Genomic DNA, 25,949 nt, shown 5'->3' on the forward strand with positions numbered 1-25,949 from the left:
GTTAAAATATTCTATTTTTTTCAATAACTTGATTGTTATTTGATGGGCTGTTCTTGCCCTCAACTAAAAGAAGCTTCACCCATTTTCCTTTGCTGTAGTTGAATCCATGAATCCGCGCAAGTATCGTTAACCCGTCATAATGAGCGAGTTTTGCAAAGTTTTCTTCATCAATTAAAAGCAATCCTTGTGATTGATTAAGACGATTAAGGGCTACGTTCTCATCGGTAAAGAGAACATTTTTTGTATTTAAATAAAAGACTAAACTGGGTTCACCATACCCTACCACAAACAAAGGATTTTCTTCAGAAATTGCTTTCGGATGAATAACTTCTGCAATATTATGAGAAATCCACACCGGTCTAAGCTCTGGTAATAAACACGAAAAAATTAAAGGATAGGATAAGAGCGCTGCGAGCAGCACACTGTAACTGGCAGGTTTATATCTCCCCTTCCAGGCAAAATAAACACTTGTTACGCCTAGGATGCATAAAACCCAAAAGATAAAAATCGCAGAAAACGTCACTTGATGCATGACGAGATAGGGCAAAATCAACAGAAAAATTGCTAACCCAATCGTTAACACGCCCCATAATACTTGTAAAATCCGAAGCCATTTCCCCTGTTCTCTTTTGGATTGACTTGCCTGTATTCCGAGTGCAAGCAAAAGCGTAATAGCAGGAAAAGTCGGCAACACATATTGTGGCAACTTCGTCGGCATTAACTCAAAAAACACCCAAGTAGGGATAATCCAAGCCAACAAAAATTTTACAATCGGTTGATGTTTTTCTTTAAAGGCATAAGCTACTCCCTGCCATAAAAATAGTGAAGCGGGCCAAAGGGTTAGAGGTAGAATTGCTAAATGAAATAAAGGAGGTTTTCCATGAGATTCATGCCCTCCCTGAAGCTTAGGTAGAAGGTCTTTATGAACCATTTGCAAGAGGTAATTACTTTGTTCTGCGACATTAACAAGAAATAACCAAGTTAAGCTTAAAGCTAAAAATAAACCCAATCCCCAGAATAAATGCAACCCTCGTAGCCAGCGAATGCGTTTATCGATAACACATAGTGTAACGATGGACAAAACACCCACCAACGGTGTTACGCCTTTTAAAACGAAACCATACGCCATGGCAAGCCAAAAGATAAGAGCCCACCCCCAATAAGCCTTATTCTCTTTATACCCCGCATGATAAATCATCCAAAGAGCACCCTGCATGAGCACAACCGAAGATAATAAAGAGGTGTCAATCACAGCCATATGGGCTTCGACAACTAACAATAATGAACTAGCCAGAAACGCTGAGGCAAGAAGTGCCGTTTGCTCAGGAATAAATTGACTTGTAAAATAAAAAGTAAGCAAAACAGCCAATAACGCCCCGAGAAAAGAGGGGATCCGATAAGGCCAAATAGCATTCGCATCGGCATGACTAAAGAGTGAAACACTGGCAGCTTGTAGCCAATTGATTCCAGGTGGCTTTTGGAATCGGGTTTTTTCTTGAAATCGGATCTGGAAATAAGAATCGGTTTGCAACATTTGCCTTGTGGCTTGAGCGAAATGCGCCTCATCGCGATCAATAACGGGCAAACTAGCTATTCCTGGTAGAAACAACACCAGTGATAAGAGAATCAGCTGTAAATAGGGGTTTAGCTTTGGCAATTTACGCGTCTCATGTATATGAGTGAAAATAATTCGCAATCATATTAGAGCTCAGCATGAATTGCCAGGCTTTTGTTTAACAAGATGGTGATGGTGAGCGAACGGCTAAGTCTCGTTCTAGTTCCGCCGAAGGGCTAGGAGGAAACCTTAAGCTAAATACCCCATGACTCATAAGCAAGTCAGTAGGACTTGGAGTACCTGAAGCCCGCCCCTGCGTCTCTGCCGGTGCAGCTACAGTGGTTTCACCAAAAAGCGTTTTTTGTACACCAAATCGTATCGCTCTTGGGACTCTTGGTATCTCTAACTCTGTATCTGTATCTTCGTGCGATGCACTGGCTGCTGAGGTTCGGCTTGTAAGAGATCTTATGGGTGTTTTAAATGGACTACTATCGGCAGCAGTGGGGCCTTTTTTCACGGTTGTTAAAGGCGAACGAATTCCGGTGTTTAAATTAATGACCCCTTCATATTGCTGTTGATGATGGCCTCTAAAAATGACGTTTGGATATTCTTCTAAAAACTCACTGCATGTCGCGCAACACAGTTTGGAGATGCCGAAAATATAGGCTGTTTCTTTAGGGATCTCTAAATGCATATAAAGATACGTTGCAATGAGTTGTTCCGCATGAACATATCTTAAATCTCTAGCATCTAATAACGGATGCAATGATTCATGGCTTTGAAGAAACCCTCTTGGTGTTGCATGAGTAACGAGTAATTCAATATGATCCTCTACAATTGAGGGAAGTAAAATTACAGCTGTGTTTAAGAAAGCATCCTTCTCTTCTTCTGAAAATGTTTCTGAATCATACAATACGGCATGAGTCAGCTTAAACACCGCTTGTTCAAGTGCGCTAATTTCTTTACCTGTTTGAGTGGAATCTAAATAAGTAGGAAATAAATCATGAAATAGTTTTAATGATAGTTCATGACAATGAGAGGGATCAGGTAAGTCGGCGTATCCAAATCGATACATTGAAAAGAAAGACTTCAACACCGATAATTTAGCTTTAATTTCCTTTAAAAAATCAGCTGCCCCTTCGGAGAAACTTATGTTTGCTCCAATAATTAATCTGGGCTCAACCGTGGTAGTATCAATCGTCACTGCACCACAAACGGATAAAGAAGGTTTTTGAGAGGCAAGGATGCGTGCAAGACTATCATAACGTCTGACTCTTCGATGTTTACTTACTTCAATCCGAGCATCGACTGGCGCATACTCATCTTCTACCCATTGTGTTAACTCGGCAGTCAAAGCACTCGGATCATAAGGAAAACGTAAATAGGCATCTTCCTTTTCAAAACTTCCTTGACTTTCTAAAGATTCAAATTCTTCTGCTTCTCTAAGAATCAACGCTTTTAAGCCTTCACAAAGTTTATCAATGCACTCAACTTCTTTAGCGCGAACAAAAGCTAATTTAATAGTTGAACGATTCAATTCTTGTTCGTTGAATAACCGATCCAGCTCAGTTTGAGCATGACTAAACACCGTTTCCGGTTTAAAATTCGCATTAATCACGCGATGAAAAATATCATTTCGAATACGGTTTTTATCTGAATCAGCAAAAAAACCTGCCTTCGCTAATTTGTCTCTTAAGGTATTTCTAATATGGTATTTCATGACTTAAACCAAACTTACAACAAAGTGCGTTATTATAACACAAACAAGGACTTTAGTGAAATCCTTGTACAAATACAGCTAAAACAATTGTATCAAGCGTTATTTGAGCCATTTTTTTAATAATAAAAGGACTCTTTTCAAATGGGAAAAAATAAGGAACAATGGCCATTTTAAATTGTACGAACCCATCATCCTAAAATAACCAGAAATCGGATCCATGCAGACTTTAACAATTATTCAAAAAATAACCATATGGGCTTTCCCATTAATCTTTGCGATTACCTTACATGAAGCAGCCCACGCTTATATTGCGAATCGTTGTGGAGATACAACCGCTAAAATGCTTGGACGCTTAAGTTTAAACCCAATTAAGCATATTGATTTAATTGGCACGATATTGGTTCCAATCTTCATCGCTATCGTGACTCAGTTTCATTTTGTGTTCGGCTGGGCGAAGCCTGTTCCAATTAATTGGCAGCAGCTTCGCCAACCTAGGCGTGATATGGCGCTTGTTGCTTTTGCTGGTCCTGGTGTTAACTTCATGATGGCACTTATTTGGGCGGGATGCTTGAAATTTTCTACCTTATTTAGCCCTGATACGTCTTCCCCAGCTTTATTTTTATTGTTAACTTCACAAGCTGGTATTTTAATTAATCTCGTTCTGGCTTATATCAACTTAATCCCCGTTCCTCCTCTAGATGGTAGTCGAATTGTAGCAAGTCTTCTTCCCCCACAACAATCCTATCTTTATCTAAGGCTTGAACCTTATGGATTATTTATTTTATTAATTTTGTTATTTACTGGGATGCTAGGCTGGTTAGTCGGTCCTTTGTTGTACTGGTCATTGCACATAATTCAACTTGTTTTTAACTTATGATCGTTTTAGCAGACGCAACATTACCCGGTTTGGCTGAATTATTTGCGCAATCATTCAATTTACGCACTTATCGCTCGGAAGAGGAGTTAAAAGCGTTTTTGCACGATAGTGATGTATTGATTTGCCGTTCAACGTTAAACGTTAATCAAGATTTATTAAAAAATAGTTCTGTGCGTTATGTGGCAACTGCAAGCAGTGGGATTGATCATCTGGATACCAATTATTTAGCGACGCAAGGGATCCAATGGTTTGACGCAAAAGGCAGCAATGCCCATGCTGTGGCTGATTATGTGGTTGCAAGCATTGCTTATTTGCAGCAAGCCCATCTCTTACAGGATTCTCGAGCTGGCATTATTGGTTTCGGAGAAGTCGGCAGTCGAGTCTACTCACGTTTGCTCGCACTGGGCTTTGAGGTACTTTGTGTGGATCCATTTAAAGTCTCGCAAAATAAAGGGTTTACATTTCATGAATTACACGCATTAGAGAGTTGCTCTTTGCTAACCATTCACGCCAATCTCCACCATGCCTCTCCCTACCCAAGCTATAACTTGATTGATGAAGCCTTTCTTCACTCTTTAGCAAATAATACCGTCATGATTAATGCTTCTAGAGGTGGTATAGTAAATGAACAAGCCTTATTAAATTCCCAAAAATCTCTGATTTATTGCACCGATGTATTTCTTAATGAGCCAGATATAAACCCACAAATAATTAATTATGCCACCTTATGCACCCCCCATATTGCTGGTCACAGCTTGGAAGCAAAGCAAAACGCCGTCATCTATTTAAGCCAACAACTGCATGAGACCTTAGGACTGGATTTCACGTTTGTTCCAAGTGATTCAAAACAACCTCTCCCCTGCACACCGAATTCAACCTGGGGTGATTGTGTTTTGAACCTTTATAATCCCATGAATGAGACCATCGCTTTAAAACAGGCTGTAAATAAAAAGGAAGCGTTTATTTCCTTACGAAAAGCGCACCATTTCCGCCATGACTTTAACCAATACGACAAACCTCATTTAAATCCAACTCTCAAAAAGATTTTAGGCAGCCCTAATACCTAAACCGTTCCTAATGCCTAAACAATTTTTCAATTGTTTTTTAAATACATTTACTGTATAATCTTAGCGCAACAATGCGTTTTTTATTAACGAAGTGATGCTCTATGACTTCCATATAACCCCAGTTCGGAGTTTTTATGCTTTATAAACAAGCAAAATCAAGGAGTACGAGGCAAAATCAAATAAAAAGCGCAGGACTAGCAGAGCTAATTCGAGCATTTTTATTTGATTTTAACGAAGTAATCGTTGATTTGGCGCGGTTTATAAAGCATAAAAACTCCGAACTGGGGTTCCATATAATTATTCCTGAAGAAATAAGTCTAAGAGCGTCAAGAAGAGGACACTATGCCTGACTCCACCTCTGATCTGACTCCTTCTGTATTTCAACGTTTGAATCAAACGTATTGTCGTCTTTTGTCTTCAGAAACTCCCCTTCTGAACCTATTAGAAACAATAAGCTCAAGTGAGTATATCTTATCGACACTTCAACAAAAGCTAGCCACAAAAGTAAAACTTCTTGAATCACTACGGCATGTTATTCATTTACGTTCGGCGCTGAATAAACACGATAAGACAAAATATTTGCTTGATATTTTACGATTAAATCTCGATGTTGCTTTAAGTTATGAACAATTCCAATCGATTCTAGATGAAACCACACGCACTCGGTGGGAAGATCAATATCGTAGGCTTACTACCCCAACTTATAAAAGTCAGTTTAATGGGCTTTTAAGTACGGCAACCGCAATACCTGTAAGTTTTTATCATCATTTTGTTCCAACGTTTATTCAAAATACAGTAAAAGTGTTCGCTCCGGATACGATTGATAGCGAAAGTAAACGAATTCTTCTGGATTGTATTGATGTAACAGAAGATCTGTTAAATCAACGTATTCGAGAAATCAATAGAGATATTACGACTCTTTTAACCGATTTAGTGCTTTTCTTCAATCTTGATATCGAAACGTTGCCATCCATTGAATCTGAACTTAAAGGGTATACTTCTGATCAAATTGAATCGTTGTATCAAACCACGATGGCTGCCAAAGCAATAGCTGAAACATTTGAAGATTTGATTGCTGATGTTCATCAAAATAAAACAAATTTAGCTAGAATCAATGCACTAGACAGCCAGATAGATAAATTTGTAGCGAAATATGATGGGATCATAGTAGCTATTTCTAATTTCCTCGCTAAATACATCGCTTCATTTTTTAAAACCACAAAAGCAGAACAAATTGATGAATTAAAGCAAATTAAATCTAATCTTCAAAATTTAAGAACCGAGGTAGAGACGCAAAATCAACAATTATTGAGTAATATTGATAAAAATCAGTACTTAGCTCCCATTGTTAAAAACGCGTTCAAAGCACGTCTGGAGAGTGAAACACCAATTATAGCCACCACGTCCATGAGTTTTTCCAACCGCAATGGGTTCTTTAAAGAAATTCAGCAGGAAAACCAGACTCTCGAGACTGACTTGCACACTTCAGCTAGTCCAGTTTCAACTTAAACAATAAGTCGATTACTATGCGATACATAGACCTTGGATTTTTTTTCTTTCAATATTCACTATAATTTTAAAATATGATATTTTGTTGTCCTTTTTAGAGACCCAGTATCGTCTTAGGTAATGTCATGAAACCTTATGTCATCGCATCTTTTTATAAATTTGTTCCGCTTAAAGAGTATGAATCGCTAAAAGATCCGTTGCTCACACTCATGAACAATCAAAACCTTTTCGGCACCGTAATCCTAGCCGATGAAGGAATTAATGGCAGCGTTTCTGGCACAGCCACAGACATGGCTTTTTTCTACGACTTTTTACATAGCTTACCTCCCTTCGCTGATTTAACATTTAAAGAAACTTTTGATGATTTTATTCCTTTTGCCAAAGCAAAAGTTAAATTTCGTAAAGAAATTGTCACCTTAGGCGTTGAAGGGGTTGATCCCCTAAATAATCCCGGGCAACATGTTTCTCCTGAAGAATGGAATCACTTAATTCGTGATCCAGAAGTGCTCGTGATCGATACACGTAATAATTATGAGGTTGGGCTTGGAACCTTTCAAAACGCCATCAATCCTAAAACGGATAATTTTCGCGATTTCCCAGAGTATGTTGAAACGCATCTTATGAATAAAAAGGACAAAAAAATTGCAATGTTTTGCACAGGTGGAATTCGATGTGAAAAATCGACCGCTTACCTACGAAATCTCGGATTTGAGAAAGTATATCAATTAAACGGTGGCATATTAAATTATCTTGACCAAATTCCTGAAGAACAATCGTTGTGGCAAGGAACTTGCTTTGTTTTTGACGATCGTATTGCAATTGAGAAATAGGTTAGCTTTTCATAATCTTTTGAACTACCGCTTGATCTGAAAATACTAAGCGCTGATTTCCAATCTGTTGGTAAGTCTCATGGCCTTTACCCGCTATTAAAATAATATCATCTCGGTTTGCTATACTAATCGCTTTTTGAATAGCTTCCTCACGTAAAGGAATTTTAATCGCCGTTGTGTCTTTATCAATCCCTACTGCGATGCCCTCGATAATGCTCATTGGCTCCTCACTGCGAGGGTTATCACTGGTAATGATGACTAAGTCCGAATATTCACTAGCAATACGACCCATCATTGGACGTTTTGCTTTATCTCGTTCTCCACCACAGCCAAAAACGGTGATGATGTTGGCTTTTTTAAGTTTATTCAACGCTTGCAATACATTTTCTAATGCATCGGGGGTATGAGCGTAGTCCACGATGACGCACGGTTCTTTAGCCACTACTTCCATCCGACCTGGTGCTGCTTTTAATTTAGATAAAAGTAAAACGACCTCCTCAACAGAACAATCATTCGCCAAAAGCGCTGAAAACACAGCCAAATTATTATAAATATTAAAAAGACCCAACGTTGAAATCTGTAAATGGTGTCGGCCCCATGGTGATTCTATTTCAAACTCACTACCCGTCATGCTAAGTTCCCACTGAGTGACTTTCACATCGGCATAGCCATGAATACCATAAGTGAATTTTCTACAAGAGGGTGGTAAATTGGATGCCATACGCTCACAAAACGAATCGTCTTGATTCAAAATCACTGACTTCAAACTGGGCATGACAAATAGCTTAGACTTTGCCTCAGCATAGGCTTCCAGTGTTTTATGGAAATCGAGATGCTCATGGCTTAAATTGGTATAAATGGCCTGATTAAAATCAATGTAATCCACCCGATTAAGACTGAGAGCATGAGAAGATACTTCCATGCAAACTTGACGAACCGGTGAAGTTCTATATTCATGAAATAACTTCTGCAAAAATAAACCATCCGGTGTGGTATTGACGAGAGGATGCAGTTCATTTATCTCGCCCTCTCCCAGAGTGCCAATATATCGAGCTTCCTGGCCTAATAATTGATAGGCTTGAGCTAAAAGATAAGCCACGGTAGTCTTACCATTCGTGCCCGTGACCCCAGTAACCGTAATTGATTTGGAAGGATCATCGTAAAAGCGAGTGGCAATCGCTGCCAGTTTTTTATCAACACCGGATAAAGGAATACAAGGAATCGTTGTTTCAGGAATAACCTGCTCAGGAAGCCCTATAGGCTCGTAAATCACAGCACTTGCGCCGGATTCAATCGCTTTTTTAATATATAATCGCCCATCGGTTGCTGCACCGGGATAGGCCAAAAACAAATCACCTGGTTTGATTTGACGACTATCATTATGAATGCCTTTGACCTCAGAATCTTTGGAAATAGGATCAATGAAGGGACTTAATAAAGTAGATAATTTCATTATATTCTCGTAGCTTCATCAGGTGGAATATCCAATATTCTAAGAGCCGCCGCCATTACTTTGGCAAATAAGGGGGCAGCTAATGCTCCGCCATAATAACTTCCTTTGGAGGGCTCATGAATCACAACCGCAACAATTAAACGGGGATTAGAGACTGGCGCTATCCCAACAAAACTCGCTATGTGGCGATCAGCAGAATACCCTTTCTTCCCAGCTATTCGCGCCGTACCTGTTTTTCCAGCGACACGATAGCCTGGTACTTTAGCACGCCGTCCCGTACCTTGCACATCCACGACAGCTTCCATCATGCTAAGCACCACTTCTGCCGTTTCAGGTTTTATCACTTGGTGTGTTTCGGGAGGCTTATCATAGTGCAACAATCGAACCGGCATGATTTTACCTTCGTTTGCAAAAATCAAGTAACTTTTGGCCAGTTGTAACGGCGTTAATGACATCCCATAACCAAACCCAAGTGTTGCCAAAACAAAACGATTCGCGTCTTTTGCTTTGACTAACGATCCCTCACTTTCTCCAGGATAACCGGTTTCGGTTCGCTGGCTTACTCCACAAGCTCTAAGAAGATGAATCAACTGCTCAGGCGGACTCGCCAACACCATCTTTGTCACTCCCACATTACTGGAGTGTTGTAAGATCCCAGTAACATCCAAAACCCCATAATTTCGCCCATCACGAATGGCATGCCCTTCCACCATCATCCAGCTTGGTCGTGTATCAATGACGGTATCTTTCGTAAAATGTCCACTTTCTAATGCACTGGCGATACTAAACGGTTTCATAACCGACCCAGGCTCAAACAAATCGGTAATCGCTCGATTTCGATAATGATCAGATGGGTAATAGCTGCGAGCATTGGGATTAAACGAAGGACAATTAGTAATCGCAAGGACCTCACCATTTTTAGCATCCAACACCACTATCGAACCTGACTTTGCTTCGGCATGATGAATGGTTTCGCATAATGCGTTGTAAGCAAAATATTGAATCCTTCGGTCAATGCTTAGCTGCAAATTATTACCAGGTCGTGGCTCTCGGACTTGGCCTAATACTTCAATAATCCGACCCAGCCTATCTTTCACGACTTTGATTTTTCCGCTGATTCCCATCAACCATTGATGATAAGCGAGTTCTAATCCTTCTATGCCATTATCGTCAACATTCGTAAAACCAATCAGTTGAGCAGCACTATCCCCCTGAGGATAAAAGCGTTTAAATTCTTCTTGAAAATTAACTCCAGGTATTTTTAGTGCATCAATTTTTTTGGCAAGTGAGGGGGTTAATTGCCTTCGTAAATAGATAAATTCACGACTGCTCTCTTCAGACGCGCGTCGTGCAATTTGTTCTGGGGTTAATGAAAGTAGTTTTGCGAGTTGATTTAATTGCTCGGGGGTGGGTTGAAAACTTTTAGGGTTAATCCATACCGATTTAACAGGCGTACTAACAGCCATCGGCGCGCCTTCCCTATCCGTAATCATCCCTCGATAGGCGGGTATATCGACCATGCGCAAGCTTCGCGCATTTCCTTGGCCCTGCAGAAACTGACGATCTTCTACTGTCAGCTCATACATTCTCCAAATCAATGCGATAAGAATAAATCCAAAAAAGAAACAAACGGTTGTGAGCCGGACTTTATGCCGCCAGTTATTCATTTTATTCGTAGCATATGAATGTGTTTATTAGCAGGCAAAGTCATGTTTAATTTAGTCTTAGCCATATGCTCGACTCGTGCTGGTGTTTCAAGACTGGCTTGTTCGAGCAACAGCTGTCCCCATTGTAACTGCAATTCGTGCGTTTTATGTTTAGCTTGTTGTAATTGCATAAAAGTAACTCGATGCATATTGGTGGTATAAATGACGGCTAATGCAGTAAATAAAACGGCGAGTAACAAGGCAATTTGAAAACACAGCTGTCGAGAGATGCGGATATCAGCAAATTGCCCACTAAATACATTGCTTTGATGGATCGTTTTCGCTGCGGCATTCATGCTATTTTTTCTCCTATCCTAAGTACAGCACTCCGGGCTCGAACATTTTGCCTGACTTCTTCTTCGTTGGGTTTGATGGCTTTACCCAAACGTTTAAAATTTGTTTTTAATTCAAACGCTTTAAGCGGCACCCCAGGAGGAGGCGTATCTCCCTCTTCTGCATGGCGCATAAATTGTTTTACCAGTCGGTCTTCTAAAGAGTGGAAACTTATCACCACCAAACGTCCGTGAACCGCTAATACATCGAGGCTTTGATTTAAACAGTCTTTCAAGTCTGTTAGCTCTTTATTGACATAAATCCTTATAGCCTGGAAAACGCGCGTTGCAGGGTGCTTATGTTTTTCCCACTTTGGATTTGCGGCTTTAACTATCTCTGCCAAACTTCCCGTTGTAGTAATGGGAGATTCCTCGCGTGCTTGTACGATTGCACGGGCAATTCGACCTGAAAAACGCTCTTCCCCATACGTTTTAAATACAGCAGCCATCTCTTCAGCACTTGCCTGATTAACAAATCGGGCAGCGGACAAGTCTTGTGTGGTATCCATTCGCATATCCAGAGGGCCTTGATGCATAAAGCTAAACCCTCGCTCTGGATTATCTAACTGCGGTGATGAAACACCTAAGTCAAGCAAAATACCATCGACCTTTCCAACAACACCTGCATGGGTTGTAAACTCTTTTATCTTTGCAAAAGAGCCTTGGTATAGCGTGAATCGCTCATCCCCAGAAAAATGGTTTTCAGCGTAGAAGATCGCTTCAGGATCTTTATCAATCGCGATTAATCGGCCACTTTGATTGAGTCGCGATAAGATTGCCTTGCTATGGCCGCCGCGCCCAAATGTACCATCAACATAAATCCCATCAGGCTTTATAGCTAAGCCTTCGATGGATTCATGCAGTAGCACAGATTGATGTACGGCCATTTCCATTCTCCCTTACAGAGAAAAAGTCTTCATTTCATCTGGCAAGCCATCCTCTCTGGATGCTTCTTCTGCCAACCATTGTTCACGCTTGGATTGCCACAAAGATTCATCCCAAACCTCAAATTTATTACCCTGCCCTATAAGGACAACTCGCTTGTTTAAATGAGCGTAATCGCGCAATAATGGCGGCAGCAATATACGCCCATTACCATCAAGCTCCACATCAGTCGCATGTCCGATTAACAAGCGTTGAATACGCCGTGCAGTCGCATTAAAACTTGGCATGCGCTGCAGATTGTCTTCAATCACTTGCCACTGACTTGCTGGGTACAGCAGCAAACATGTTTCTTCGGTATCAATCGTGACGACGAGTGAAGCGCGGTCTTCCCCTAGCGCATCGCGATATCGCGTGGGCATGGTAAGACGGCCTTTCCCGTCGATGCTGATTGAATTAATTCCTCGAAACATGATTTTTCTTCTGTGAGGAAATTTATCCCCACAATTCTCCACTTTTTAGTTATTTTAAACCACTTTACTACACTATAGGAACACATTTTCCCTATCGTCAAGGCAAAAAGTTGATTTTTTTTGCATAATCGCTTGGATAAACAAAAGAGATGATCATACGTTAAGCAGATTGCTTTTTAAATGGTGTCTTGAAGGATTGTAAGGGGAAAACAAGGGTATTCGTTTTATAATTGATTCATTGCCATGGATAAACGGATCCCTTGAAGAACTAAGTCAGCAGCTAGCTCGTCATATAGATGACAATCAGCAAATAGAGAAGCAAACCCACCGGTTGCTAGTACGATAACCTCTTGATTGGGGAACGTGTCTTCTTTAATCCGTCCAACCAACTCACGGCAAGCTCCCAATGCGCCATAAAAAACGCCAGACTGGATGCTTTCAATTGTAGAACGCCCTACCACACATTCCGTTTTGATGATTTCGACTGACGGAAGCTTCGCTGTGTTACGACTCAACGCATCCACTGCCAATCGCACCCCGGGTAAAATAGCCCCACCTAAATAGGCTTTTTTAGAATTGATGACACAAAAAGTGGTTGCCGTACCAAAATCAATAATAATTAGATTTTTGCTAGGAAAAAGATGCGTCGCTGCGATCGCATTAGCAATCCTATCGGCACCTACATCCACAGGATTTCGATACTGAATATTTAAACCCGTCTTCACCCCGGCTTGAAGAAAAAAGGGTTCCGTTTGAAAGTACTTTACACAAGCTCCACGAAGCGAATAATCTAATTGCGGTACTACAGAACAAATTCCGATTTGATTAACAGCATCGGGAGAACAGTTGTTTTCTCGCAAAACCGATTTTAAAAAAATTCCCAACTCATCTGAGGTGCTAACTTTGGAAGATTGGCGAAATCGTAATCGTATCTCATCGCCTGCAAAAACACCGCCATAAATATGAGAATTTCCCACATCAATACAAAGGATCATAATGAAGACTCGCAGAGTTGAAAGTGCGATCGTACGGTGAGAACAACATAGAATCAAGAGGTAAAAGCTGGTCGATAAGCCGGGTTCTGTCGTGGACAATCATTCATCTGGGACAAACGTCACCGTTTGCCTCAAGCGACCTACCCGAATCCCGCATGGGCCATGCGTTATGGCCTAAGCCATATGGATCCCTATTTGGTCTTGCTCCAAGTGGGGTTTTCCCTGCCACGACTGTTACCAATCGTGCGGTGCGCTCTTACCGCACCATTTCACCCTTACCAACAAGGTTACCCTAATCGGCGGTATATTTTCTGTGGCACTTTCCGTAGATTTTCATCTCCCAGGCGTTACCTGGCACTCTGCCCTGTGGAGCCCGGACTTTCCTCCCCTTGCGCTACAGCAAAGAGCGATTGTCTGACCAGCTTTGTAACTAATAATAGCAGAGTGTCCAGCCAAAGACCACAAGAAAATAAAGTCAATTAAAAATCGCGGGTACCGATAAATTCGTCGTCAAAATAACGCTTTAATTTAGTGCGTAACGTACCGCGGCTAACGCCTAATACGCGAGCAGCCTTAGATTGGTTATAACGAGTCATTTCCATAACCGTGCGAAATAAAGGCGCTTCAACTTCTTCAACGATCAATTGATAAAGATTCAAATTAGCATCTTTACTGCTCACGGCATTCAAATAGCCTTTTACTGCGTTAATCACTTGTTGTGACAACGCTTCATTTTGTTGCTGCATATTTTGCATTACTGCGCTCATGTCTTCTCCCAATACAAATCAATGTAATTATTAATAATTTCGAAACAATCTGGCTAGCCCGAAACAGGATGATTGCCATAATAACAAATATAACAAACTATGTAAACATTGTATCAATGATATGCATTTATTAAGGAAAGCTTAAGCGAATTCAGGAGAAATGTCCAGCAATTTTTAACCACAATGTGTGTGTTTTGGCACATTAATGCGATAATTAACAAGAATTGTAGAAAAGAACACAGAGGAATTCACGGCACGTGGGTATTTATGAACTAACACGATAGGTGTCTCGGTACCATTTTGAGGTTGAATGGAGGGAATATTTCAAGCCAAAATGACACCGATTCGACGAATTGTACCGCTTTGAAGTTAATCGACAGTAAAACTTTCTCCACAACCACATTGACCAGTCTGATTAGGATTATTAAAAATAAATTTATAATTTAATCCTTGTTTGACATAATCGATTTGCATGCCTTTAAGGTAGGGGTAACTTTTTTTATCAATACAGAGTATAAACTCCGGCCGATGAAACACGACATCCTCTTCTTTAGGTTCGTTGACATAATCAACAACATAGGACAAACCCGAGCAGCCGGTTTTTTTCACCGATAGTCGCAACCCCTTACTGTTTTGTTTTTCAAGATAGGTCACTATATGTTGCATCGCCGCTGAGGTTAATTCAACGCCTGGTTGTGCATTTTGGGTATACTGTTTTACAACGCTCATCCTATTTACCTTCATTACTATTGTTGCATATATTATACAATAAGATTCTGCTTTTCATGTAATCGAGACACTTCCCGACGGATAATCGCAATGGCTTTCTCAACTTGCTCCTTAGTCGTAAATCGTCCTAAGGATAATCTTACCGCACTATATGCCATAGCATCGGTTAAGCCCAATGCTTTTAAGACATAGGAAGGATGCGTGCTTGAAGATGAGCAAGCTGAAGTCGTTGATACAGCCAATTCATTTAAGGCAATCAATAAAACTTCACCATCTAGCCCACTAAAGCTCATATTAAGATTACCAGCAATGCGTCGCTCAAAATGACCATTTAATCGAATTCCAGGTAAGTCTTTAATCCCATTCCATAACTGATTACGAAAAGTTAGTATTCTAGCCTGCTCAAGCTCTCTTAACGTTTCAGACAATGCAAACGCTTCCCCCATCCCTACAATTTGATGTGTGGGCAATGTACCGGATCGCATACCATGTTCATGTCCTCCACCAAAACTTAGTGGTTCCAAACGAATTCTTGGTTTTTGGCGAACATATAAAGCCCCAATGCCTTTAGGGCCATAATTTTTATGCGCCGAAAAAGACATCATATCCACTGGTAGTGCGCGTAAATTTAGTGGGAGTTTACCAGCGCTTTGTGCGGCATCAACATGAAACAGGATCCCCTTATTTTTTAATAGATTGCCAATTGATTCAAGGTCTTGAATAACGCCTATTTCATTATTCACATGCATGATGGAAACGAGTATGGTATCCGCTCGTAAAGCTTGTTCTAAATGGTTTAAATTTAATAATCCATCGGATTCAGGGTTTAAATAGGTGACGTCAAAGCCTTCTCGCTCTAATTGATGAAAACTATCTAACACCGCTTTGTGCTCAGTTGCCATGGTAATCACATGTTGGCCTTTGCGTTTATAAAATCGCGAAGCACCTAAAATCGCTAAATTATCCGCTTCTGTTGCCCCGGAAGTGAACACAATTTCTTCGGGTAGCGCACCCACCACTTCGGCAATCTGACCCCTTGCCCGTTCAACCGCTTCGGCTGCATTTCGGCCATATAGATGGGTTTTAGATGAAGGGTTGCCGTATTCCCCTTCTGGCCCAAGATATCGCATCATTGCTTCAATCACCTTAGGATCAACGGGGGTTGTGGCCATATAATCGAAATACATTGGTTTTGTGCTCATTCGCTACTCCTGTTTGGCTTTGCTGGCATTTTGCCGACCTATTGTTCGTTGTATTTGCGTGAGAATACCTCTTAAGATATTAATTTCCATGGTTTCAAGTTTGGCGCGATTAAATAACCTTCGAATTCGCTGCATTAACCGCCTTGGATTGGAAGGTTTTAAAAATTCAATATCGATTAAAACCGATTTCAAATGATCATAAAAACGTTCTATATCTTGGGCAGAAGCTAAGGAATCTTTTTCTGTTTCAACTAAAGCCAGAGGAGATAGAAGCCTCATGCGAAGCTCATAAGCAACAATTTGTACAGCTTGCGATAAATTTAATGAACTATAATCCGGGTTACTCGGGATATTAATATGATAATGACAGCGCAAAAGCTCTTCATTCGTAAGACCGGAGTGTTCGCGCCCAAACAATATGGCGATGTTCGTATCATCTGGTTGCTGACTAATTAAAATCGCTTGCTCTTTTGGGGTTAACCCTGGAAGGGCTATTCCGCGCGGTCTTGCGCTGGTTGCAAGAATTAAGTGACAATTTTCCAAAGCTTCTGAAAGTGTATCCGTCACAATGGCATGATTCAAAACATCCTCTGCACCAGCTGCCATCTCAACAGCTCGCACATCAGGAAATGTTTTTGGCGATACCAGATATAACCGTTTTAAACCCATGGTTTTCATGGCTCGAGCAGCTGAGCCGATGTTTCCAGGATGACTGGTTTCGACTAAAATAATGCGGATTGAATCAAAATTCATAGTTTAAATCATATTATCCAAAAAACGTTTAAGATGGCCCCTAACTTAAGTTTATATCATATCCTATTTATAAGCTGGGCCAAAATATGATAAAATTTTGACTTTTCATTTGTAACTTGAGCTAACGCATGCATCCACTGTTAAACATTGCCATTAGTGCCGCTCGTCAGGCAGGCGATATTATCGTTCGTCATATGGATCAACTTGATCGCATTAAAATCACCACCAAAAGCCAGGAAGAGTTTTTTTCGGAAGTGGATGTTAAAGCAGAACAAACCATCATTAACACCATCCTCAAAGCTTATCCTGATCATGGGATCATTGCCGAAGAAAGCGGCATTCAACAAGAGCGCGCGGATACCGTTTGGATTATTGATCCCTTGGATGGTACCAACAACTACCTGCATGGATTTCCTTTTTTTGCCGTATCGATTGCGATACGCGTTAAAAACAGAATTGAGCACGGTATTGTTTATGATCCACTACGTCATGAATGTTTTAGTGCAAGCCGTGGAGGTGGTGCACGATTAAATGATCGCCGAATTCGAGTATCCAAACAAGCTCAATTATCCCAAGCTATGTTAGGTACAGGCTTTACCATGCGTAACGAACAAATTGCGAAACGTTATTTTCCCACTCTGGAAGCCGTTTTCGGCAAGTGCGCAGGATTTAGAAGAACTGGATCAGCAGCACTTGACTTAGCCTACGTTGCCAGTGGACGACTAGATGGGTTTTGGGAATTTGGATTAAAACCATGGGACTTAGCAGCTGGTGCTTTATTAGTGCAAGAAGCTGGCGGGTTAGTCAGTGATCCATTAGGCAGCGAACATTTTCTTAAACATGGAGATGTCATTGCGGGCAATCCTAAAATTTTTAAATCGTTACTACAAACCATTAATCCTGTGCTAAGTAATCCTTAAAATCTGATATTGGGCATGTCTTAAGACAAGCCCTAATCCGTTCTTTCTACCTATGACTTTAGCTTAACCCTATATTGCCCTGATTAACCAAGAGACTCTTTTAATGATATTTTTATTGCTTAAGGTATTTTTTTTGATTACAATGCGCTCAATTTGCACAACCATAAAGTTTTGTCATGAAAACAATGAAAACATCGCTTGATCAAATTGTCACTCAAACACTTGCAACGATCACAGACCATATTGATTCATTATCAAAAAAGCCATTCTTAGCGTCGGAACTCGATCATATCTTGCGCAGTTGTCTTATAGATGCGTTTGATAGTGTGTCCAATCAAGACCATGACAAACTCTATAAAGCTTTCAGTTTAAATTTGCATCCTGATAGATTAAGAAATAAAGCGAACAAACTAGCAAACTACTTGAATCAAAACAATGCCATCAATATACCAATGCAAGTGCTTGCGTCTATTAGTAAAGATCAAAAAAAACCTGAACAATCTACGTCCCATGTCGTTTTGACTGGCCTCTATCAAATGAGAACAACCCATCATCGATATTCTAAGCCTATTTCAACATTGGCAAACATTTTATCATGGACAATTACTGCCATATCTGCACTTGCATGGGTCTTGGCAAAAGCTTCCGAAAAAGTTGTCTCTTCATTGATTAGACTGTCTTCGTATTTTATTGAATCCATAGCCAATTTCTTTACTTTTGGCGAACTCAATCGAACCATTAAAGAATACAATGATAGTGAAGAAGCACTATCTTTAGCAAAAAAAGTATATCTCGACTTTCAACGGAACCTATCTCGCGGATTATATATTTTCAAAGGGGATAAAAACCTATTAACACTGTGCGAATTAGATGATGAGGCGTTTTACTCGTATTTGTTAGCACATGAAATAGCACGCAAAAGCGAAAATACCTCCATAGCAGCAGAAAACTTGCAACAAGAAGCTGAAAAAGATCTCAACCAAAGAATCAAATTATTTTTTTCTGTACGCGGTATAACGCATTTAAGATTAGCCGCCAAGGCATTCATTACTTCTATAACCAAACCAATGCCACAAGGTTTTTTTAATTCCGTATTTTCGGTCTTAAATCGAATCTTCCTATCTGCTATAACCCCGGTAGTATTGACTGTAATTGGAGTGACAGAATTACTTAAATCGATTAACGAAGCAATTAATTTAACAGTCACTGCCCTCATTGCTGCAGCGCTCGTAAGCATTCATGTCATCTTAAATGCTCCTTTATACATTCTGGATGGAGTGCGAGCGCTAAATCAAAAAATTCAATCTTTCTTTGAATCCTCCTTTAAAGAAGCGTCAGACAATCACTCTGAACCTAATAACTCCCACATGTTCATGCTAACCTATCTTCGTCCAAATTCGCCAGTAGTCAACGCTGAAGCAACAGAAGAGCCTGTTCACCTTTCTGGACTTGGAATGTTTCCACAGTCCGAACCCGCGCAAGTATCTCCTCATTCCGTTAATCCAGCTATTCAGCCAGGTTTATAGGGATAGGTCTCATAGCCTGTATGCCTCAGACAAATCATAGCATGCAGGCTATTGGGAACCAAGGTAAACAATAGTCAAGTAATTCACGACTAAAAAACATAATTACCACGTTTAGCAAACACTAATTTTTTGTTCATTTTTTTCACAAAGGCATGAAAAATGCACTATCTTTATTAGTAGGTAGTGGATTTTTATTGATGAATGTAATTAAGCGTATTAATAACCAAGCTGCTTTCAGTTTATTGGAAGTATTAATAAGCGTCGTGGTGCTTGCCATCGGCTTGCTTGGCATCGCCGCTATGCAGCTGAATATGATTCGATACAATCATTCTGCTCATATGCGATCGATTGCCATTGCACAAGCCAATAATATGCTTGATAGCATGCGGGCTAATTATGCTGGGGTAGAAGCGGGCCAATACAATAGCATTTCCGGCATTCCAGCCGACCCAGCTTGTACTAATTGCTCAATTTCTGAAATCGCTCAGCGAGATGCACATATTTGGAATAGCTATAACTCTGATTTACTGCCTTCAGGGCAAGGAACCGTCACAAACAATGGGGGTACATTTACCATTACGGTTCGTTGGGATAATAATCGCACGGGTGCCACAGGACTAGGGTGCAGTGGAAATCCTCTGGTGGACTTGACTTGTCTTACCATGGAGGTGCAATTATGAGCCTCTTCTATAAGGGATTTTCTATCGTTGAGTTTTTAATAAGTATGACGTTAGGAGGTCTTTTACTCGCTACAGCAGGAGCCGTTTATTTAACCAATAAAACCACGTTCAAAGTTCAAGATAGTTTGGCGCGATTACAAGAAAACGCACGCTATGCGGTTCATTTCTTGAATAAAGAAATTCGTATGGCAGGCTATCAAGGTTGTCCTAACAGCACATTAGTCAATATGACCAATGTTGTCATAAATCCCTCACCTGCGTTAGTTTTTGACAAACCGATCTATGGCTACGACGGCTTAAGCGCATCATTCAGTCCTGCGCTTCCAACTAATTTAAGCGGAAAAGCCGTTGCAAATAGTGATGTAATTGAAATTCGTCGAGCTTCTCGAACCAATGTTCAGTTGCGAGCGGATATGGTTCAGAAAAATAATCCCGTACTCGTTTACGACCGATTAGGCATTGTTGCCGGTGAAGTGGTGATGATCAGCAATTGCAATTTGGGAGATATTTTTATCGCAGGCGGTAATACCAATGCAACGGCTATCACACACACTACTAGCAATAACACCACAAATGATCTATCGACTGCCTATAAAGCAGGCGCGTATGTTATGCGATTTGTCTATTTTGCCTTTTATGTCAAAGATACGGGTCGCAAAAATACCAATAATCAACCCATTTACGCCTTAGTTCGCCAAGATTTAAGCGGCAACGAAATTGAACTGGTAGAAGGGATAGAGCGTATGAAAGTGACCTATGGAGTTGATACCAACGATGATTACGCAGCAGATACCTTCCAAACCGCAACCGAAGTAAACAACAGCAATAATTGGGATAATGTGATTTCTCTTAGAATAAATTTATTATTTGCAACCACAGAAAATGTTTCCAATCAAACGCAAGCTTACCAATTTAATGATACAACGTATTCCTCTACCGATCGCAAATTACGTCGAGAATGGCAAACCTTGATTACCTTAAGAAACAGGGGGTTGCCATCATGAACATGATCTCAAGAGTAATAACTAAGCAACAGGGGGCTACTCTTGCAGTTACCTTAATTTTGTTATTTGTGGTTTCTTTATTAGGCGTGAGTGCCATGCACGTGACCCAAATGCAGGAAAAAATGTCGTCTAATTTGCAGGATAAAGAATTATCGTTTAATGCCGCTGAGTCCGCTTTAATGGCTGGTGAAGAATGGCTTTTAGGGCTTACAACACAACCTCCTGTTGTAACAACTTGCTCTTCATTTCCTTGTGTGCAAACTGTATTTCAAAATACGGATATAACCACACAAGACAGCAGCTGGTGGGTATCGAATGCCGCTGCATATAATAATAATCTAGAAAACATTAATACTTCACCAAGATACATTATTGAATTTTTAGAATTTATTCCTGATTCGCAAGTAATCGGCGACTCATCCATCAAAAGCACCGGTGTGTTTTATTATCAAATTACTGCTCGTGGCACAGGGGCTTCGGATGATTCTGTAAGCATATTACAAACCACGTTAGGGAGGAGATTCTGATGAAGCGATATCTTCTCTCATTAGGGCTAAGCTTAGGCTTAATCTCTAGTTCAGCCCATACGGCACCGCTTGATTTATCCCAAACCCCTCTTTTTTTAACCGATAGCGTTCCTCCATTAACGATGCTCGTTGTTAGCCGTGATCATAAGCTGTACTTTGAAGCCTATAATGATGCAACGGATGTCGATGGCGATGGGGTTGTCGACATTCGATTCAAACCGAGTATTGATTACTTTGGTTATTTCGATAGCTATAAATGTTATGCCTATGATAGTGGTAATCAGTATTTTTATCCGGTATCCGTCACTGCAGATAAACGCTGCTCAGGGAACTGGAGTGGAAATTTTTTAAACTATCTAACCACGGCTCGCTTGGATGCTTTACGAAAAGTTTTGTATGGTGGTTATCGATCCGTTGATGGCACTACCGAGACCATTTTACAACGAACTTACATCCCGCAAGATGGTCACAGTTGGGGTAAGGAATATCAAAGTTTAGCTGTAGATGGATACACGATTAGTGATTATACGCCTTTATCTGCCCCCTCTTCTGGTAGTTACCATCTCTTTGCCAATACGACCTTGCGTAATGGAACGGGACTGCCATTGCTTCGGATCTCCTTGAATCAGCCTTATCGCATATGGGAATGGGTCAGTATTGAGCGCCCTGTGGCTGGAAGCCGTGCTTTAAACGGTAGTAGTGGCCCTACTCTTTCAAATATTACGGACTATGTCGTCCGGGTAAAAGTTTGTGATCCCCTTGTCGGCCTTGAGGCCAATTGCCAACCTTATGCTTCTGGCAATTATAAACCGGTGGGGTTATTACAAACTTTTGGTGAAAACGAATCTATGTTTTTTGGTTTACTCACTGGATCTTATGTCAATAATCTGCAAGGAGGCGTAATTCGTAAAAATATTTCTTCTATTACCGACGAAATTAATCTTTCAACAGGACAATTCACAAGCGTTAGCGGAATCATTGCAACACTTGACAGATTAACCGTAACGGGATTTCAGACAGATTATACCTACGATTGTGGATGGATTACGACAAGAAACATCAACAATGGTGAATGTCAAATGTGGGGAAATCCTTTAGCGGAAATGATGTATGAAGCAACCCGCTATTTTGCTGGTAAAGGCTCACCGACCAGCTCTTTTAATTACTCCAGTGGTACTGATACTTCATTAAATTTACCCAAACCATCTTGGCAAAACCCCTATAGCACCTATCCTCGTTGCTCGAAAGCGAATATGTTGGTTATCAGTGATATCTATCCCACTTATGATAGTGATCACGTGCCAGGGAGTTATTTCAATAGTTTTTCGGGCGATCTAAGCCCAAGTTTATCTGCCGCAACCTTAGGGCAACAAATCTTTTCAGGAGAAGGATTTTCAAGCCTGTTAGCGTTTATTGGTACTTCTGGCACGAACAGTGATGGTGCACCAACTCCGAAAACCGTGACAAGCTTTGGCAATATTCGAGGACTTGCTCCACATGATCCAAACTCTGAAGGAAGTTATTACGCCGCAAGCGTTGGGTATTATGGTTGGACCAATGACGTCAGCAGTGCCTCAGGAACTCAAAAAGTAAAATCGCTCATGGTTGGCTTATCCTCTCCTTCTCCTGAAATTAAGTTCAATGTAGGAGGAAAACAAATATCCATTATACCATTTGGTAAATCGGTAAAAGGCTTTAGCATTAATGCCACCCAAGGGCAATATCAGCCCACAAATAACGTCGTTGATTTCTATATTGAGTCGTTAAGCGATACTGGAGGAGTTTTCCGAGTCAACTTTGAAGACGTACAACAAGGCGCGGATTTTGATATGGATGCCATTGTAAAATATACGATTACGGTAAATTCAAACAACACGTTAACCATTCAATTAGATACTATTTATAGTGCGGGTTCAATTACTCAACATATGGGATATGTCATTTCAGGTACTACTGAGGACGGTGTTTATCTTGAAGTTCGAGACAGCGATACTTCTGCTAGCAATGATATTGATTACTTTTTAGATACTCCCCCTGGTCAATTACCAGGACAAGGATGGCAAGATGGGACTGCTTTGCCAATCTCCACTACTCGAACATTTACACCGAATAGCTCTGGAACCATAGCAACCTTATTTAACTCTCCACTTTTTTATGGAGCCAAATGGGGAGGATTCACCGATAAAAATAACAATAACATTCCTGATTTGACTTCTGAATTCGATACCACCGGTAGTGGATTACCTGATAATTACTTTTTAGTGACGAATGCTACCAACTTAAATGAGCAGCTCGCCAAAGCGTTTGAAATGATTATTGATCAAACCGGTTCGTTTTCATCTGCTGCCTTAAGTAGTGGTTTTTTATCCACCGGAACTAAAATTTATCAAGCCATCTTTCGTACTAAAGATTGGAGCGGTCAATTGCTTGCTTTTGCCATTGATCAAACAACCGGTGATATATTACTTACAGGTACCGGACCTGGCGGTTCAGAGTGGGATGCCGCAGAAAAACTTGATACTCAAAATTATGATACGGGTCGAAAAATTATTACCTATAAGCCTTCTACGGGAGTTGGTGTTCCATTTCGCTGGCCTACAAACCCTGCGTCACCTTCGAGTAGCGAAATCGATACAACGCAAACGATCTTGTTAGACACCAATCCCGTATCAGGTTTGATAGATTCATTAGGTAGCGCCAGATTAGAGTATATTCGCGGCAATAAAGCTCAGGAAGTTCAAAATGGCGGTACATTTCGCGACCGCTCTACTCTACTGGGAGATATTATTAATTCTGCACCAGTGGTGATTGGCATCCCAGGACAACAATATCCTTCCATTTGGCCAGGAACTTCGCCGGAAAACAATTCCCCTTATGACACATTTCGTCAAGCAAATCTAAACCGACAACCAGTCCTATACGTCGGCGCCAATGACGGTATGTTGCATGCGTTTAATGCAAACACAGGCTCGGAATTATTGGCTTACGTTCCTTCTAAGGTGTACACAAATTTATCTTTATTAACTTCCCAAGAGTATTCTCATCATTATTACGTCGATGGTTCGCCTACCGTCATTGATGTATTTATCAATAACCAGTGGCGAACCATCTTAGCTGCTGGCTTAAATGGCGGAGGTCAGGGAATTTATGCCTTAGACGTTACAAACCCTGCAGCATTTAGTGAAAGCATAGCCGCTAGTATTGTGAAGTGGGAATTTACAGATATAAATGACGTGGACTTAGGCTATACCTATAGTCAACCTTCTATCGTACGTTTAGCAAATGGCCAATGGGCTGCAATATTTGGCAATGGGTATAACAACACCGAAGTCGATGGAAACGTCAGTACTACGGGTAATGCGGTCATTTATATTGTTAACATTGATACGGGTGCTGTGATTAAAAAATTTGATACCGGCGTAGGAATGAGTGCCGATCCGTTGGGTTTGAGTCGGCCGAATGGCATGGCTTCTCCAGCAGTGGTTGATATGGATGGAAATAGTATCGCGGATAGGATTTATGCCGGCGATTTATTTGGAAACGTCTGGAAAATTGATATTTCCTCCACCAACGTCAGCCAATGGGATTTTAGCTTTAAATCAGGCTCCACTCCTTTGCCTTTATTTGTTGCACAGGACAGCTCCGGAAATCGACAACCCATTACCATCAAACCAACGGTTTCTAATCTAGTCAATAACCCTTCGGGTCTCCAAATTTATATTGGAACAGGCAAATATTTAGAAAATAGCGACAAAACGGATTTAAGCGTGCAAAGCATTTATGCATTGCGTGATACCAGCACAACTGTGATTTCGGGTCGAGCTGAACTTCGTCAACAAACCATTCTACAGCAGCAAGACGGGGTTCGAGTCACCAGCAATAATTTATTAGCCAATAATGATCGGGGCTGGTATATGGATTTAATTGTTGGTAATAATCCAGAAGGGGAACGAATCGTGTCGAATATGTTGTTCGCCAGCAATAAAATTATTTTTTCAACGGTCATACCAACGAGCGATCCCTGTGACTTTGGTGGAGAAGGTTGGCTGATGGAGCTGGATGCCTTTACTGGAACGCGATTGAATTACAATGTATTTGATTTAGATGGAGATGGTAAGTTTACGACTGGTGATTCTGTGACTTACAGCGATGGAGGTACAAGTGAACAAGTTTCGCCAAGTGGAATTCAATCCCAAGTAGGCTTAATTGCAACACCGTCCATTTTGAATGCCGGCGATGTCGAATACAAGTACCTATCAGGAACCAGCGGTACTATTCAAAAAGTTGGAGAAAATCCAGGCCTTGACCGCTATGGACGTCAATCGTGGCGGCAATTACAATGAGTCGGCTTAACTAAATACAATAACTCAAGAAAAGTAGATAATTAAAAACAATGCTGCGGCCATAACCGCAGCAAGATGGCAAAAAAATCGAGATGCACG

General features: G+C 40.7%; 23 protein-coding genes and 1 other RNA gene. 11 read left to right on the forward strand and 13 right to left on the reverse strand.

Translation table 11 applies throughout. The features are described 5' to 3' along the window. Position 1: 1 nt before the first annotated feature. On the reverse strand, positions 2-1,657 hold the full coding sequence (locus E1O41_RS03525; RefSeq protein ID WP_131775933.1) for an ArnT family glycosyltransferase: 1,656 nt from the start codon (positions 1,655-1,657) through the stop codon (positions 2-4). Between the two features lie 76 nt (positions 1,658-1,733). Continuing rightward, positions 1,734-3,275 (reverse strand): hypothetical protein, encoded by a 1,542-nt coding sequence (locus E1O41_RS03530; RefSeq protein ID WP_131775934.1) that lies wholly within the window; start codon positions 3,273-3,275, stop codon positions 1,734-1,736. Between the two features lie 217 nt (positions 3,276-3,492). Here E1O41_RS03530 and E1O41_RS03535 point away from each other — a divergent pair, with 217 nt between their 5' ends. From E1O41_RS03535 to trhO, 5 genes are all read left to right on the forward strand, one after another. Next, complete coding sequence (locus E1O41_RS03535; RefSeq protein WP_131775935.1) at positions 3,493-4,152, forward strand: site-2 protease family protein; 660 nt, start codon at positions 3,493-3,495, stop codon at positions 4,150-4,152. Beyond that, positions 4,149-5,219 carry a 4-phosphoerythronate dehydrogenase gene (locus tag E1O41_RS03540; RefSeq protein ID WP_131775936.1) on the forward strand — a complete coding sequence of 357 codons (1,071 nt, stop codon included), beginning with the start codon at positions 4,149-4,151 and terminating at the stop codon, positions 5,217-5,219. Before E1O41_RS03535 ends, E1O41_RS03540 begins: the two co-directional genes overlap by 4 nt. Positions 5,220-5,353: 134 nt before the next feature. After that, on the forward strand, positions 5,354-5,569 hold the full coding sequence (locus tag E1O41_RS11830) for a hypothetical protein (RefSeq protein ID WP_207384501.1): 216 nt from the start codon (positions 5,354-5,356) through the stop codon (positions 5,567-5,569). Next, entirely contained in the window at positions 5,562-6,728 is a 1,167-nt protein-coding gene (locus tag E1O41_RS03545; protein ID WP_131775937.1) for a hypothetical protein, read from the forward strand. Before E1O41_RS11830 ends, E1O41_RS03545 begins: the two co-directional genes overlap by 8 nt. Before the next feature lie 125 nt (positions 6,729-6,853). Next, positions 6,854-7,558: an oxygen-dependent tRNA uridine(34) hydroxylase TrhO gene (gene trhO, locus E1O41_RS03550; protein ID WP_131775938.1), complete on the forward strand. Its 705-nt coding sequence runs from the start codon at positions 6,854-6,856 to the stop codon at positions 7,556-7,558. Between the two features lies 1 nt (position 7,559). On the opposite strand, the gene E1O41_RS03555 is transcribed toward trhO, so the two are convergent. The 11 genes from E1O41_RS03555 to trmJ form a co-directional block, all read right to left on the reverse strand. Then, a complete protein-coding gene (locus tag E1O41_RS03555) occupies positions 7,560-9,011 on the reverse strand; it encodes a UDP-N-acetylmuramoyl-L-alanyl-D-glutamate--2,6-diaminopimelate ligase (RefSeq protein ID WP_131775939.1) in 1,452 nt (483 codons plus the stop codon). After that, complete coding sequence (locus E1O41_RS03560) at positions 9,011-10,678, reverse strand: peptidoglycan D,D-transpeptidase FtsI family protein (RefSeq protein WP_188668168.1); 1,668 nt, start codon at positions 10,676-10,678, stop codon at positions 9,011-9,013. Before E1O41_RS03560 ends, E1O41_RS03555 begins: the two co-directional genes overlap by 1 nt. After that, on the reverse strand, positions 10,675-11,013 hold the full coding sequence (gene ftsL, locus E1O41_RS03565) for a cell division protein FtsL (RefSeq protein WP_131775940.1): 339 nt from the start codon (positions 11,011-11,013) through the stop codon (positions 10,675-10,677). Before ftsL ends, E1O41_RS03560 begins: the two co-directional genes overlap by 4 nt. Further along, positions 11,010-11,936, reverse strand: a complete 927-nt coding sequence (gene rsmH, locus E1O41_RS03570; RefSeq protein WP_131775941.1) for a 16S rRNA (cytosine(1402)-N(4))-methyltransferase RsmH — start codon at positions 11,934-11,936, stop codon at positions 11,010-11,012. The genes ftsL and rsmH overlap by 4 nt, the downstream gene beginning before the upstream one ends. Positions 11,937-11,948: 12 nt before the next feature. Next, a complete protein-coding gene (gene mraZ / locus E1O41_RS03575; protein WP_131775942.1) occupies positions 11,949-12,404 on the reverse strand; it encodes a division/cell wall cluster transcriptional repressor MraZ in 456 nt (151 codons plus the stop codon). A 224-nt stretch (positions 12,405-12,628) separates the two neighbouring features. Continuing rightward, a complete protein-coding gene (locus tag E1O41_RS03580) occupies positions 12,629-13,399 on the reverse strand; it encodes a type III pantothenate kinase (RefSeq protein WP_131775943.1) in 771 nt (256 codons plus the stop codon). A 59-nt stretch (positions 13,400-13,458) separates the two neighbouring features. Continuing rightward, positions 13,459-13,825: RNase P RNA component class A (gene rnpB / locus E1O41_RS03585), an RNA gene on the reverse strand. A 53-nt stretch (positions 13,826-13,878) separates the two neighbouring features. Then, positions 13,879-14,166: a helix-turn-helix domain-containing protein gene (locus E1O41_RS03590; protein WP_131775944.1), complete on the reverse strand. Its 288-nt coding sequence runs from the start codon at positions 14,164-14,166 to the stop codon at positions 13,879-13,881. A gap of 369 nt (positions 14,167-14,535) precedes the next feature. Next, the gene (locus E1O41_RS03595) at positions 14,536-14,895 is read right to left on the reverse strand and encodes a HesB/IscA family protein (protein ID WP_131775945.1); all 360 of its coding nucleotides are present in this window, start codon (positions 14,893-14,895) and stop codon (positions 14,536-14,538) included. A 32-nt stretch (positions 14,896-14,927) separates the two neighbouring features. Beyond that, the gene (locus tag E1O41_RS03600; RefSeq protein ID WP_131775946.1) at positions 14,928-16,097 is read right to left on the reverse strand and encodes an IscS subfamily cysteine desulfurase; all 1,170 of its coding nucleotides are present in this window, start codon (positions 16,095-16,097) and stop codon (positions 14,928-14,930) included. 3 nt (positions 16,098-16,100) lie between these two features. Next, positions 16,101-16,850 carry a tRNA (cytosine(32)/uridine(32)-2'-O)-methyltransferase TrmJ gene (gene trmJ / locus E1O41_RS03605; RefSeq protein WP_131775947.1) on the reverse strand — a complete coding sequence of 250 codons (750 nt, stop codon included), beginning with the start codon at positions 16,848-16,850 and terminating at the stop codon, positions 16,101-16,103. A 128-nt stretch (positions 16,851-16,978) separates the two neighbouring features. Here trmJ and E1O41_RS03610 point away from each other — a divergent pair, with 128 nt between their 5' ends. The 6 genes from E1O41_RS03610 to E1O41_RS03635 all read left to right on the forward strand — a co-directional run bounded on the left by E1O41_RS03610 (position 16,979) and on the right by E1O41_RS03635 (position 25,850). Further along, a complete protein-coding gene (locus E1O41_RS03610; protein ID WP_131775948.1) occupies positions 16,979-17,770 on the forward strand; it encodes an inositol monophosphatase family protein in 792 nt (263 codons plus the stop codon). A 176-nt stretch (positions 17,771-17,946) separates the two neighbouring features. After that, positions 17,947-19,296, forward strand: coding sequence for a hypothetical protein (locus E1O41_RS03615; RefSeq protein ID WP_131775949.1), 1,350 nt, complete (start codon positions 17,947-17,949; stop codon positions 19,294-19,296). Positions 19,297-19,493: 197 nt separating this feature from the next. Further along, positions 19,494-19,976 (forward strand): type IV pilus modification protein PilV, encoded by a 483-nt coding sequence (gene pilV, locus E1O41_RS03620; protein WP_165481092.1) that lies wholly within the window; start codon positions 19,494-19,496, stop codon positions 19,974-19,976. Continuing rightward, positions 19,973-20,980 carry a PilW family protein gene (locus E1O41_RS03625; RefSeq protein ID WP_131775951.1) on the forward strand — a complete coding sequence of 336 codons (1,008 nt, stop codon included), beginning with the start codon at positions 19,973-19,975 and terminating at the stop codon, positions 20,978-20,980. The genes pilV and E1O41_RS03625 overlap by 4 nt, the downstream gene beginning before the upstream one ends. Then, the gene (locus tag E1O41_RS03630; RefSeq protein ID WP_165481093.1) at positions 20,977-21,507 is read left to right on the forward strand and encodes a pilus assembly PilX family protein; all 531 of its coding nucleotides are present in this window, start codon (positions 20,977-20,979) and stop codon (positions 21,505-21,507) included. The genes E1O41_RS03625 and E1O41_RS03630 overlap by 4 nt, the downstream gene beginning before the upstream one ends. Further along, the gene (locus tag E1O41_RS03635; RefSeq protein ID WP_131775953.1) at positions 21,507-25,850 is read left to right on the forward strand and encodes a pilus assembly protein; all 4,344 of its coding nucleotides are present in this window, start codon (positions 21,507-21,509) and stop codon (positions 25,848-25,850) included. The genes E1O41_RS03630 and E1O41_RS03635 overlap by 1 nt, the downstream gene beginning before the upstream one ends. Positions 25,851-25,949 lie beyond the last annotated feature (99 nt).

It is taken from the genome of Legionella impletisoli (assembly GCF_900639875.1).
GTDB lineage: Bacteria > Pseudomonadota > Gammaproteobacteria > Legionellales > Legionellaceae > Legionella_A > Legionella_A impletisoli.

Bases quoted from the DNA above. Each gene is read 5' to 3' on its own strand.
- E1O41_RS03530 (WP_131775934.1), bottom strand. From the start codon at position 3,275: ATGAAATACCATATTAGAAATACCTTAAGAGACAAATTAGCGAAGGCA.
- E1O41_RS03535 (WP_131775935.1), top strand. From the start codon at position 3,493: ATGCAGACTTTAACAATTATTCAAAAAATAACCATATGGGCTTTCCCA.
- E1O41_RS03540 (WP_131775936.1), top strand. From the start codon at position 4,149: ATGATCGTTTTAGCAGACGCAACATTACCCGGTTTGGCTGAATTATTT.
- E1O41_RS11830 (WP_207384501.1), top strand. From the start codon at position 5,354: ATGCTTTATAAACAAGCAAAATCAAGGAGTACGAGGCAAAATCAAATA.
- E1O41_RS03545 (WP_131775937.1), top strand. From the start codon at position 5,562: ATGCCTGACTCCACCTCTGATCTGACTCCTTCTGTATTTCAACGTTTG.
- trhO (WP_131775938.1), top strand. From the start codon at position 6,854: ATGAAACCTTATGTCATCGCATCTTTTTATAAATTTGTTCCGCTTAAA.
- E1O41_RS03555 (WP_131775939.1), bottom strand. From the start codon at position 9,011: ATGAAATTATCTACTTTATTAAGTCCCTTCATTGATCCTATTTCCAAA.
- E1O41_RS03560 (WP_188668168.1), bottom strand. From the start codon at position 10,678: ATGAATAACTGGCGGCATAAAGTCCGGCTCACAACCGTTTGTTTCTTT.
- ftsL (WP_131775940.1), bottom strand. From the start codon at position 11,013: ATGAATGCCGCAGCGAAAACGATCCATCAAAGCAATGTATTTAGTGGG.
- rsmH (WP_131775941.1), bottom strand. From the start codon at position 11,936: ATGGCCGTACATCAATCTGTGCTACTGCATGAATCCATCGAAGGCTTA.
- mraZ (WP_131775942.1), bottom strand. From the start codon at position 12,404: ATGTTTCGAGGAATTAATTCAATCAGCATCGACGGGAAAGGCCGTCTT.
- E1O41_RS03580 (WP_131775943.1), bottom strand. From the start codon at position 13,399: ATGATCCTTTGTATTGATGTGGGAAATTCTCATATTTATGGCGGTGTT.
- E1O41_RS03590 (WP_131775944.1), bottom strand. From the start codon at position 14,166: ATGAGCGCAGTAATGCAAAATATGCAGCAACAAAATGAAGCGTTGTCA.
- E1O41_RS03595 (WP_131775945.1), bottom strand. From the start codon at position 14,895: ATGAGCGTTGTAAAACAGTATACCCAAAATGCACAACCAGGCGTTGAA.
- E1O41_RS03600 (WP_131775946.1), bottom strand. From the start codon at position 16,097: ATGAGCACAAAACCAATGTATTTCGATTATATGGCCACAACCCCCGTT.
- trmJ (WP_131775947.1), bottom strand. From the start codon at position 16,850: ATGAATTTTGATTCAATCCGCATTATTTTAGTCGAAACCAGTCATCCT.
- E1O41_RS03610 (WP_131775948.1), top strand. From the start codon at position 16,979: ATGCATCCACTGTTAAACATTGCCATTAGTGCCGCTCGTCAGGCAGGC.
- E1O41_RS03615 (WP_131775949.1), top strand. From the start codon at position 17,947: ATGAAAACAATGAAAACATCGCTTGATCAAATTGTCACTCAAACACTT.
- pilV (WP_165481092.1), top strand. From the start codon at position 19,494: ATGAATGTAATTAAGCGTATTAATAACCAAGCTGCTTTCAGTTTATTG.
- E1O41_RS03625 (WP_131775951.1), top strand. From the start codon at position 19,973: ATGAGCCTCTTCTATAAGGGATTTTCTATCGTTGAGTTTTTAATAAGT.
- E1O41_RS03630 (WP_165481093.1), top strand. From the start codon at position 20,977: ATGAACATGATCTCAAGAGTAATAACTAAGCAACAGGGGGCTACTCTT.
- E1O41_RS03635 (WP_131775953.1), top strand. From the start codon at position 21,507: ATGAAGCGATATCTTCTCTCATTAGGGCTAAGCTTAGGCTTAATCTCT.